Source organism: Gemmatimonadota bacterium (genome assembly GCA_022560615.1).
Lineage (GTDB): Bacteria > Gemmatimonadota > Gemmatimonadetes > Longimicrobiales > Gaopeijiaceae > UBA1138.
In genome coordinates this window covers 1-10,755 of sequence record JADFSR010000068.1, presented here as the reverse complement: position 1 = coordinate 10,755, position 10,755 = coordinate 1, and the positions used below count along the sequence as shown (strand labels likewise).

Sequence of the window (10,755 nt, the reverse complement as noted above, 5' to 3'; positions counted from 1 at the left end):
CATCGATGTACGCGATCGGCCCCAGCAATTCGCGTCCCCGGCCCTGCCATAGCTGGGGCCGCACCGCGTTGATGCACTCCATCAACGTGATCACGTCTTCCTCGGTGAAGCGTCGGCAAAAGTCACCAGCCGTGGTCGGGTCCGGGATCAGGTCGGCGCCCAGTGCGTTCATATATGCCGTGTCATGGCGTAGGCGCTCGATGTCCTCCAGCCGCGTGCCGCCGCACAGCACGTTGTACGCCATATTCAGCACGTGATCCGACTCGTGGTACGGCAGGTGCACCTTCAGCAGCTCGAGGTCGGCATCGATCTGATCGGGCAGACCCAACTTGGTAACCAGGCGATGCACCGCTCCGATCCCTCCGTAGCTCATCGCATCCGTGTTGGCACCAACCTCGTAGTGTACCGGACCCGAGTTGAACATCGGTTGTGCCTGAGCTTCCCAATGCCCTGCCTGCGCATGTCGGATAGCTACCTTGCGCTTGCGACGGGCACTGTTCTTTCGGCTCTGCTTGAACGATATTCTCTTCACCGGAAAGGCCTCTTGCGTTGGAGTAGTGATTCGTGCCGAATCTTGCTAACTCCAATAAAGATAAGCCTTTCCGGTTTCTTATTCAGGTAGGCTGCACAACATCACGCTTGCTTTGGGGCTAGCTATCACTTGTTCTGCTCTTGCAGTATGATGTATGATATGATCTTATCATGTCCTTGGAGCGGAGCAGCTCATGGCCTATGATCGGGTGACTATCACGCTGCCCCACTCCTTGGTGGAGGATATGGACCGCCGCGGGCGGAATCGCAGCAAGTTCATTCGGCAAGCCATCCGCCACGAGCTCGACCGCCAGCGCCGCGAGGCGCTACAGCGATCACTGCGTAGTCCTCACTCGGAGGGCCGAGAGACGGCGGAGCTGGGACTGGAGGATTGGGCCACGACGCTCCCAGAGGCCGATGGATTGTTGCTCGACCCCGACCTGGGCACTGGGGTTGAGTGGCGGCCTGAAGTCGGCTGGGTTGAAGTAGAGGAGTGAGGTTCGAGCGGGGCACGATCGTTCTGATCACCTTGGATCCGACGCACGGACATGAGCAGCGTGGGACCCGCCCGTGCGTGCTCGTAAGCGACCCCGAGGTTTCCGCTGACCAGCGCTTCCCCATGTTGTGCGTAATACCCGTCACGACCTCGCGGGGGGAAGGAGCGTTTTATCCGCATCTCCTAGCGGGTCCCAGCGGCCTACGCAAGGAATCGTGGGCTCTCGTGGATCAGATCCGGTCCGTGGACAAGCGTCGGGTCCGGAAGGTCTACGGGCAGGTCGAGCCCGCGGAGCTCGATGCTATTGACGAGGGTCTCCGTCTCTTCCTGGGGATCTAGATCTTAGATCTGGCGGCGACCGACAGAGCGGTTCCCGAACACACGGCGCTAGTCCGCGCTAGAACTCCATCGCGGGCCGGCGCAGATGCCAGTCGGTCTCGGACTGAAACGCCTGCGCGACGTTCAGGATCTTATCGTCGGCGAAGAGGTCTCCCACGATCGTCGTCGTGAGCGGCATCGTCGTCGGGCTGTCCGCATCGGGATTCCGAACACCGAAGTCATACGGCACGATCACGGCCGGATGGCCGGTATCGTTCGTGAGACCGACCGCCCCGGAGCCGCTCACGAACATGTCGAAACCGTCCATCGCTTCGGCCATCTCCTTCATGAGGATGAGCCGGCGACGCTGGCCATTGATGTAGTCGAGAGCGCGTACGTCCCGTCCACGCCGGAATCGACCGCGGCGTCTGCGCTCGGCAGCTTCGAGGTCTTCGGGCAGCGGCTCGGGCTCCACGCCATCGGGGGCGATGTGATAGTCGAACGCCGCCGCTGACTCGGCGCTGAGCTGATCCGTTCTGCCGCTCGGTAGCTCGCTCATCTCTCTGAGGTTGGCGCCGAGGTCGGACAGTTTCTCGAGGAACGACTCCGGCGCGTCCTCGTCGAAGCCGATGCGCACTGTGCTCAGGTCCACCCTCCGGTCGTACACGAAAGGCGCCGTGATCGTCGCCGGGTCCTTCTCGCTCGCGCCGTGGATCGCGTTGAAGACCAGAGCGCAATCCTCGATGGAACGGCACATCGGCCCCGTCTTGTCCATGCTCCACGAGAGCACCATGGCGCCGTAACGCGTGACCCTACCGAAGGTCGGCCGCAGCGCGCTCAAGCCGTTCCTCCGTGCGGGTGAAACGATCGAGCCACGCGTCTCAGTACCGATGCCGAACGCGACGCACGCGGCGGCGGTCGCCGAGCCTGGACCGGCCGAGGACCCGCTCGAGCCTTCCTCGATGTTCCAGGGGTTCTTGGTGCGACCGCGGTACCAGCGATCGCCCTGCGCGAACTCACCCGTGGCGAGCTTGGCGATCAGCACTGCGCCGGCATCGCGCAGGCGCACCACGAGATCGGCGTCTTCCTCGATGACCTGGTCCTGGAACTCCGCCGAGCCCCACGTCGTGCGCGCACCCGTGACGGAGAACAGATCCTTCACGCCGTACGGAATGCCGTGCAGCGGTCCACGCCAGTTGCCCCGACGAAGATCCGCATCGGCCTGCTGCGCTTCCTCGCGTGCACGATCTTCCAGGATCGAGACCGCGCACAGGAGAACCGGGTCGTAGCGCTTGATGCGCTCGAGATAGATCTCGGTGAGATCGACCGAGGAGATGTGACCATCCCGCACGAGTGCGGACAAGCGATGCACGGGCAGGAACGCTACGTCCTCCTCGTTGGTCGGGACCGGACCGGGCCACGCCGGAATGTCGATCGGCGTGCGCTCGAACATCGCGGGACCGTGCTCCCGCCACAGCTTCTCCATGAGCGAGCCCGTCCCACCCGGGTACGCCTGGAACACGACGGCGGGGTGTTCGCCCTGGCCCAGCGGCACGGGAGGGGGATCCTGCTGTTGCTGTTGCAGGATCGCCGCAGCGAGCGCGGGCTCGGATGCCGCGAGAGATACCGGGTCGATCGCGCCGGCCGCGGCTGCCGCGGCTGCCACTCTCAGGAAGTCGCGGCGCTCGATGTCGACGCCGGTGCTTTTCGTCCTCATGTGCCTGCTCCTCCGTCCTGTGAGATCGGCCGCGTTCGCACGGTCGGATACTCAATCCCCAACTGCTCCAGGTATGAATCGAAGCTATGTCGACGATCTCCTGGACCATCTTCGCGTCGGCCTCGACCATCTCGAGCGCCTCCGCCCTGAGTGACTCGAGGCACGGATCCGACTGTGGCGAGAGCGCCGGGACCGTGGCCCCGGGGAGGGCAGCATGCGTCCGATGTTCAGCGCTGGCAAGCCGGCTAGATCGCCGGAGCCTCGAACCCCCGAGCTCTCTCTCCAGGTGCGCCGCGACCGCAAGCGCCACATGCCCCTGAGCCGGTGCCGTCACGACCTGGATCCCGATCGGCAGCCCCTCCGGTGAGGTGCCCGCCCGGGACCACCACGCCCGGCCATCCCGTCACGTTGTACGAGAGCGTGTAGCTGCAGTCCGGGAAGCTCGTGGGGTACTCATGATCCCCCCCTGGGAACGAATGCGACGATGCGGAGCGGACCCCCGCTGCCGCCCTCGATCTTCATGGGGAGTGCGACGACGAAGCTTCCCGTCTCAGGCAGCGCTTCCAGGTTCGCGACGTTCTCGAAGCCGGCGATGTTCTCGGCGTACAGGATCACGTGCGTCTGGAAGTCAGAAGACTGGCCGTAGTCGATGCTCGGCGTGTCGATTCCGACCGCGACGATCCCCCGATTGGCAACCAACCAGCTGGCCGCCTCCCCACCAATGCCTGGAAAGTGCAACTCCGGTACCGCTTCGGGACCGACGATGTCGGTCCCGAGGTACGCGGTCCGGTCGGTCCAACGAGCGCTCCAGCCTGTGCGCACGAGCAGTATGCCTCCGTCTGGCAACATTCCGTGCTCGTCCTCCCACGCGGTCAGATCATCGACCGTGAGCAGGTAGTCCGGCGTCGCGCGCTCCGACACGTCCACGACCGCAGCCGGCCCGATCAACCCGGTCAGCGGAATCTGGTCCGTGGTGAGCCGTCCCTCCGCAAAGTGGATCGGCGCGTCGAGATGCGTGCCCCCGTGCTCCACGGATGAGAACGCATACGAGGCATAGAACCAGCCACCCTCTACGACACCGTACGACTGCTCCTCGAGCTGGAACCCGGCGGTATCGGTCGGCCAATAGATCGTCGACTCGGAAAACGAGTGCGTGAGGTCGACCCAGTGGCCGCCGGTGCCATCGAAGACCGGAGAAAAGTCGGAGGAGCCCGGTGCGGCGTCACACGCGGAAAGCCCAAACAGAGCGAGGACCAGGAACGCCTTCATCTACCCGCCACCTCCATCAAGTCTTGGAGCAGCGCCGCAGCCTCGTCACCCGCCGCGCCGAAGTCCGGCTCCTGCGCGGCGAGCGGTATCGACGCGAACGTAGTGACGAGCAGTACGGCGAGGGTTCTAGGCATGTGTAGCTCCAAGCTTTCGGGATTTCAGCATTGTGGGTGGGCTGGACGGCTGAGCCAAGGCCCCTGTACCATTCTCGCTTCCCGTGCCGGAGAGATACGCATGAAGAAGACGCTCATCCTCACCGCGCTCTTCGCGTTCGCGTGTGGCGGATCCGAAGATGCTCAGACCGACGACACCGGGTCCCAAGCCAGCGCCGACGCTTCACCGAGCGGTTGGGTCGAGATCACCTACGGTGAGCGAACGCTGCACGCGTACGTCGCCCAACCCGAAGGCGAAGGCCCGCACCCGGCGATGATCGTGATTCACCAAAACCGGGGTTCCAGCGACTGGGTCGGGACCGTAGCGGATCGTGTCGCCGAGGCCGGTTATATCGCGCTCGCTCCCGACCTGCTCTCCGGGATGGCCCCCGGTGGCGGCAACACCGCCGACTTCGCGGACTCGGACGCGGCACGCACCGGCATCGGCGCTCTCGAGCAGGATCAGGTGACCGCGGACTTGAACGCTGCTGCCGACTACCTCGCTGGGCTGCCCAACAGCTCCGGTAGCGTCTCGGTCAGCGGCTTCTGTTGGGGTGGACGCCAGACATTCGCGTTCGCCGCCAACCGTCCGGACCTGGAAGCCGCGTACGTATTCTACGGTACGGGTCCGGGAGACGCTGACGCGTACGCGAACATCGGCGCAGACGTCTACGGCTTTTACGGCGGCGAAGACAACCGCGTGAACTCCACGATCGAGGCGTCCACGGAGGCACTGAGCGCGGCCGGCAAGATGTACGACCCCGTCATCTACGACGGGGCGGGCCACGGCTTCATGTCACGTGGAGAAACCGCCGAAGAAGGCGACGCAAACCGAGCAGCGATGGAAGCGGCGTGGGACCGTTGGAACGCCCTGTTGACGCAGCACCGGAGGTAGCACGGACTCACGCACCCTTTCGTCGCCATCTGCGGGACCAGCAGACCGGACAACTACACGTGGTCTCCGGGCGTTTCTGAATCGCTCGGAAGGTCTCGTTTCTTCTACTGCGGCAGAGCTTTCCGAGCTTGGGCGCTTCGTTCTGTTTCGGCCCTCATCATGGTCTTTCGGGCGGGTTCGTGCCCACGATGTGCCCAATGCCTCGGTGGATGATGACCTGGGCTTCCGCGAAATTGCAAGAGTCTCGTGGGTTTCGCGACCAGGGTCGGGAGTTATCCGTCTATGCGGCAGAACCGGAGCTTGGATATCGCCGACCGAGAGTGGTTTGAGGAGATTGGCAACATGGTCCGATTCGACGAGAATCGACTAGCTGCCATCTGTATGGCGCACGATGTCTCGAGGCTGAGAGTTTTTGGGTCCGCAGCCCGGGGAGAGGACCGGTCTAATTCCGACATCGACCTTCTTGTCGACTTTGGTCGACCGAAGGATTTCTTCGATCTGATCGAATTAGAGGAGCGCCTTGCCGAGCTGTTTGGACGGCCCGTTGACCTACTGACTGAAGCCGGACTAAGCCAGGACTAAGCCCCTATCTGCGTGAGCCCATCCTAGCGTCGGCCTCGACTCTGTTTGATGGGACGGGGTGAACTCCCGTACCTCCGGCACATGCTGGACGCGGCGGGACGTATCCAGAGCTATGTGGCGGGTGTTAGCCGGCAGCAGTTTGACGATGACCACGAAAAGCAGGACGCGGTGGTTCGTCAGCTCGAGATCCTCGGGGAGGCCCCGCGAGTCAGGTTCCGGAGAAGGTCCGACTGGACAGCCATGAGATTCCATGGTCGAAGATGGTGGGCATGCGGAACCGCCTCATCCACGCCTACATGTAGGTGGACCTAGACGTCGTATGGCTGACCGCCACCACGCGAATGGCGGATCTGAGCGACCAACTTCGCACCATTCTTGACGACCTTGGTGGATAGCAACGCGAGGGGCTCCGGTTCCGCCGCATAACGCCGCTCTCCCGCTCGAGCCCTCAGATACGCTTCGCTGATTCAGCGGGCAGGACGTACCATGACCTACGGGCCCGGCCGCTTCGCGGACACTCCACCCTGCATACGTACGTTCGTGATGGAATCGTACGTATGTGGCGCAGGGTTCCGCGTCTTGAGTCAATTGGCCCGTTATCGGCAATCGCTTCGGAACGTGAGGACGCTGCACGAAGCGGAGTATGAAGGTAAGGAGCCAGAGTGAGAACACATCCGATCTATCCGATCTGCGTCTTCCCGCTGTTGCTTGCATGGTCCATGAGTGGCTGCGGTGCTCCCGATGCCACGGATGATCACGCACGGCGCCTTCTGGCCAACCCCGGCACAGTCTTCGGGTCCGACGAGGGGCCCGGTGTTCTCTCAAGCGTCTGGGACGTGGATGTGTCGACGGACGGGCATGTCTTCGCCTCCGAGCCTCAGTTCGCACATGTGATTGTGTTTGGACCGGACGGGAGCTACGTGCGAACGATAGGCAGGAGAGGTCTGGGTCCTGGAGAGTTCCAGGTTCCTGGGAACCTGTCCTGGACCGGTGACACGCTCGTCGTGTTCGATTTTCAGTCCGGCGGGAATCTGTTCAGCGTCGAGGGGGAGTACTACGGTCGGGTCTCGTTCAAGCTGCAGACGGCCGACAACCCATGGTTCGCAGTTCAGCCGATTTTCCTCTTGGCGGACGGAAACGTAATGGGCTTCGCCCCAGTCCCGACGTCTGCAGTCGTGCGAGGTGAGCGCACGCAGCAGGCCTGGCTGACACTCTCGCGCGAGGGCGAGCTCCTTGACACCCTGGCCCTCCAGTCACTCGCGGGCCAATACGTCAGCATCGACCTCGGCCAGCGAGAAGTGTCGCCCACGCATCCACTCGCGTCGAATCCGCTCGTGGCTGTGCCGCCGGACGGATCGTTCATGGTGATGGTGGACCGCGAGGCTCCTACGGGCGGAGAAGCGCCGAGCTTCCGTGTCCATCGCATTGCGCTGGATGGGGACACCGCCCTGTCGCAGGAACTGCCCTACTCACCCATCGAGTTGACCGATTCCGAGATTGATAGCATAGCAAGGAGCATGGCGACGGGTTACGCGGCGAGGTATGCGTTGACAGTGGATCGAGCGGCTTCCGCGCTACGTCAGCAGATACCTTGGCCGCATCACCGCCCGCCGGTGACGAACGTCTTGGCAGCTTCAGACGGGAGTGTGTGGCTTCGGCGGGAGACCGCAATAGGCGACTCGATACGCTGGGACGTGCTGGATGCCCGATTGCGGCATGTCGGCTTTGTCTATCTGCCCAGCGACCTGGATGTGAAGGTCATTTCAGAGGCTGGCTTTGAGAGTGCCCTTCCCGGTTGGCATGTGTATGGGGTCGTGTTGGATGCTTTCGACGTGCCATCGCTCATGCAGTATCAGGTCTCTTCAGAGGTGCGGTGAGAAGTGTGGCTAGACGCCACTTCAGATAATTACCCGTTATAGGACATATGCCTTTGGATCGGGAATGGTGAAAGGTACCAGGCGGGTTTGGCCGAAGCTGGCTGTCCAACGGTCGTAGCCGGAGGTGTTCACGGCTGCGTGGAGCATTCTCCTCGCTCCGATGCGTCCTCATCACTGGATCTTCCCGTACTCGAGTTCGTCCAGGTCGCGGCAATTACCGGTTCCGGCGCTGAAGTGAAGGACCATCCGCGCTTGGATCGATTCGGGCGGCTATGAAGGATAGTCGGTCTAACCGCCCTGTCGACGCGGGAAGCGCGGTAAGTCGTGTTGTGGCATGGGACACGGAGACAGGGGGGCGGGGTGGGGCTGATCACCCGTCGCCGAGCCAGGCGTGGGCGGTGCTCGGATGATGGAACGGGACGTGGGGCTGTTCGGGGACGGGCGGAAGGAGGTGGCCGAATGGCTCAGCTTGTCCGGGCAGACAACGGGGGGCAGACCCTCAGTCGTCGAACACGTCCGGCACCGACTGGTCGAACACGAATTCTGGTACGGGGTCGGCCTCGGTGAGATCGACTGCCGGAGTCTGATCGAGGAGGAAGTCGCGGACTACGCTTCGCCCGTTGCCCCGGGCCGCGCGCGGGCGAGATGGGCGGGGGGCTGTGGGGCAGCTCGAGGTGCACGAGGATCGCGGTCACGACGGGCGGGTCGGTGATGAAGGCGAGGATCCTCATGGGGCCGGACCACGCTTCGCGACCACGCGTTGCGTGGTGCCCGCCCAGCGGGGCAGAGCAGCGGCGGCACCTCGTAGATGCGAGCGAGCAGCACGGCCCAGCGGATGCGTGCCGGGTTGGTGTGGCGAGCCGGCTCAGCATCGATGGAGGGCTGCGGCCTCGTTGGGCTCGGGGGCGGGGCGCGGGGTGTTTCGGCTTGGGGCGCGCCGATGTACGTGACGGCGGCACGGAGTTTGGCGACCCACCTTCGGCGGGTGCCCCGCGCCAGGACGCCGTGATATCGGTGGCGATGGACGCGACCAACGCTTCGCGTCGGTGCCCGGCGGGATGAGGGCACCGCGCGAAGCGTGGTCGCGAGCCGCTCGAGGAGCTGAATCGGAGAGAGCAGGAGCTTGGTGCGGCCGTCCGGCGCCGGCTTGGACAAGCGATAGATGAGCCGGGCGACCCACCTCTGGTGGGTACCCCGAGGTGAGGCAAGCGATGCCGCCGGGGGCGTAGAGCCGTTCCAGCGCGAAGGGTGGACGCGCACAGTATCGGAGCAGCCGTTCGACGCCTGCTCGGTCATAATCATTCAGCGTCTCTCGACCTATCGAGTGCATGATGATGCAGGTCCCGCAGACACTACCGGGCATCGAACACCGCTGTTATCGCCACCGAGACGCAGGGACAAGGCATTGGGGGCGTTGAATACGGATTCATTGGGCTTGTCTGCCCGGATCCCCTACGTCGGCATCCCGGTTGAGGAGTTGGAGCTGACTCGTGTATTGATAAAGACGGTTGCGCCTCCTGCCACTCACCTCGTGAGCGATGCCGAGCTCTTGGAGGCGTTTCAAAGCCGCCTGGACAGTGGGCCACGTCAGTCCCGACTCCTCACCAGCCCGGGCTGCCGAGATGAGGATGCGTCGTCGCATGAGGTCGTACACCTTCAGCGCGGACGGCGCGGCCCGACCCAGGCTCTCCACCTTAGCCCGGTCCGAGACGAAAAGGTTGGAGAGCGCCTCTGCGGTCTGGGTAGCCTCGTCCGCTACGGCCTCCACGCCGATGAGGAAGAACCTCAACCACCCTTCCCAATCACCTTGGGTACGTACTCGATGAAGCGCATCGTAGTAGTCGGACCGATGCTTCTTGAAGTACAGGCTGATGTAGAAGTAGGGATGGGCTAGCGCACCGTCCACGACGAGCATGAGACTTATCAGCAGCCGCCCAATGCGACCGTTGCCGTCGAGGAAGGGATGGATGGTCTCAAACTGGGCGTGGGCGATGCCAGCTTTGAGCAACACGGGCGTGGACCCGAACTCGTCGTGCAGATACCGCTCGAGATTGTCTAGGGCCGGCATGACCTCGTGGGGTGGCGGCGGAACGTAGATCGCGTTCCCGGGCCGGGTTCCTCCAACCCAATTCTGAGTCCGTCGAAACTCTCCTGGTGCACGGGTGCTCCCCCGGCCAGCTGACATGAGTCGGCTGTGTGCTTGTTTCAGGAGCCTGAGGGAGAGAGGTAGCGTACCGGTCTTTATCTTATCGATGGCGTAGAACAATGCATCGACGTATCGCGATACTTCCCGGACATCGTCGACCGGGGTACCCGGGGCGGATGCGTTCTCGTACTCTAGCAGATCCGAGAGCGTAGACTGCGTTCCTTCGATCTGGCTCGTTAGGACGGCCTCTTTTCGGACGTACATGTAGAGCAGCCGTTCCGGATCGAGCTGAGCCGAGGCTCCATCAAGTCTTCCGAGGGCGAAGGCGGCGGTTTCGTGGAGCCGGGCTAATTCACCCTCGAGGAGAACCGGTGGGTTGGGTGGAAGGGGCGTTGGCATGAACGCTGAGAACCCGTCAGGACCTGCTTGTTGTTGAACGAGGTTTCCAGCTCGGTCTGACATTCCTCGGGCCACTCAAGTTTGGATTAGAAAGCCTGTATCAAAACATATCCGATAAAGTTTTGATTCTGCATCGTCTTCCCAATCGTACTCTTGACGAGAGTCCGTTTTATCAAAGAATAAGGCATGTACCTTTGATAACACAACCCCTTATCAAAAGTTTCCCCCTTCCGACGTCCGCAACGCGAAGACTCCGACCATGATTCACGTCGTCGAAGGTGATCCGCGAGAGCGCGGTCAGTGGCGTCCTCGAAGCTGGGCGATGAGCACGGTCAGCGGCATCCCCGAACTTGGGCGATGAGAAAGTCCTGAG

At 63.0% G+C, this 10,755-nt stretch carries 11 protein-coding genes; 6 read left to right on the top strand and 5 right to left on the bottom strand.

The annotated features are described in order from the left end of the window. Positions 1-532, bottom strand: a 532-nt coding sequence (locus IIB36_19540; GenBank protein ID MCH7533936.1) for an IS1380 family transposase, incomplete at its 3' end; no start/stop codon positions are given. A gap of 193 nt (positions 533-725) precedes the next feature. Between IIB36_19540 and IIB36_19535 the strand changes: the two genes are divergently transcribed. Beyond that, positions 726-1,028: a ribbon-helix-helix protein, CopG family gene (locus tag IIB36_19535; GenBank protein ID MCH7533935.1), complete on the top strand. Its 303-nt coding sequence runs from the start codon at positions 726-728 to the stop codon at positions 1,026-1,028. Further along, complete coding sequence (locus IIB36_19530; GenBank protein ID MCH7533934.1) at positions 1,025-1,366, top strand: type II toxin-antitoxin system PemK/MazF family toxin; 342 nt, start codon at positions 1,025-1,027, stop codon at positions 1,364-1,366. Before IIB36_19535 ends, IIB36_19530 begins: the two co-directional genes overlap by 4 nt. Positions 1,367-1,424: 58 nt before the next feature. Here IIB36_19530 and IIB36_19525 read toward each other — a convergent pair whose 3' ends face one another. The 3 genes from IIB36_19525 to IIB36_19515 form a co-directional block, all read right to left on the bottom strand. Continuing rightward, on the bottom strand, positions 1,425-3,062 hold the full coding sequence (locus IIB36_19525; GenBank protein ID MCH7533933.1) for an amidase: 1,638 nt from the start codon (positions 3,060-3,062) through the stop codon (positions 1,425-1,427). Positions 3,063-3,515: 453 nt separating this feature from the next. After that, complete coding sequence (locus tag IIB36_19520) at positions 3,516-4,331, bottom strand: cyclase family protein (protein MCH7533932.1); 816 nt, start codon at positions 4,329-4,331, stop codon at positions 3,516-3,518. Next, positions 4,328-4,465 carry a hypothetical protein gene (locus tag IIB36_19515; protein ID MCH7533931.1) on the bottom strand — a complete coding sequence of 46 codons (138 nt, stop codon included), beginning with the start codon at positions 4,463-4,465 and terminating at the stop codon, positions 4,328-4,330. Before IIB36_19515 ends, IIB36_19520 begins: the two co-directional genes overlap by 4 nt. A gap of 100 nt (positions 4,466-4,565) precedes the next feature. On the opposite strand from IIB36_19515, the gene IIB36_19510 reads away from it, so the two are divergent. The 4 genes from IIB36_19510 (at position 4,566) to IIB36_19495 (ending at position 7,837) form a co-directional block, all read left to right on the top strand. Then, entirely contained in the window at positions 4,566-5,378 is an 813-nt protein-coding gene (locus IIB36_19510) for a dienelactone hydrolase family protein (protein MCH7533930.1), read from the top strand. A 342-nt stretch (positions 5,379-5,720) separates the two neighbouring features. After that, entirely contained in the window at positions 5,721-5,960 is a 240-nt protein-coding gene (locus tag IIB36_19505) for a nucleotidyltransferase family protein (GenBank protein MCH7533929.1), read from the top strand. 230 nt (positions 5,961-6,190) lie between these two features. Then, entirely contained in the window at positions 6,191-6,262 is a 72-nt protein-coding gene (locus tag IIB36_19500; protein ID MCH7533928.1) for a DUF86 domain-containing protein, read from the top strand. Positions 6,263-6,622: 360 nt separating this feature from the next. Then, on the top strand, positions 6,623-7,837 hold the full coding sequence (locus tag IIB36_19495) for a hypothetical protein (GenBank protein ID MCH7533927.1): 1,215 nt from the start codon (positions 6,623-6,625) through the stop codon (positions 7,835-7,837). Positions 7,838-9,263: 1,426 nt separating this feature from the next. Here the strand turns inward: IIB36_19495 and IIB36_19490 are convergent. Continuing rightward, positions 9,264-10,445 carry a Fic family protein gene (locus tag IIB36_19490; protein ID MCH7533926.1) on the bottom strand — a complete coding sequence of 394 codons (1,182 nt, stop codon included), beginning with the start codon at positions 10,443-10,445 and terminating at the stop codon, positions 9,264-9,266. Between the last annotated feature and the right edge of the window lie 310 nt (positions 10,446-10,755).

Excerpts from the sequence above, each read along its gene's own strand:
- IIB36_19535 (MCH7533935.1), top strand. The coding sequence starts at position 726 with ATGGCCTATGATCGGGTGACTATCACGCTGCCCCACTCCTTGGTGGAG.
- IIB36_19525 (MCH7533933.1), bottom strand. The coding sequence starts at position 3,062 with ATGAGGACGAAAAGCACCGGCGTCGACATCGAGCGCCGCGACTTCCTG.
- IIB36_19520 (MCH7533932.1), bottom strand. The coding sequence starts at position 4,331 with ATGAAGGCGTTCCTGGTCCTCGCTCTGTTTGGGCTTTCCGCGTGTGAC.
- IIB36_19515 (MCH7533931.1), bottom strand. The coding sequence starts at position 4,465 with ATGCCTAGAACCCTCGCCGTACTGCTCGTCACTACGTTCGCGTCGATA.
- IIB36_19510 (MCH7533930.1), top strand. The coding sequence starts at position 4,566 with ATGAAGAAGACGCTCATCCTCACCGCGCTCTTCGCGTTCGCGTGTGGC.
- IIB36_19505 (MCH7533929.1), top strand. The coding sequence starts at position 5,721 with ATGGTCCGATTCGACGAGAATCGACTAGCTGCCATCTGTATGGCGCAC.
- IIB36_19490 (MCH7533926.1), bottom strand. The coding sequence starts at position 10,445 with ATGTCAGACCGAGCTGGAAACCTCGTTCAACAACAAGCAGGTCCTGAC.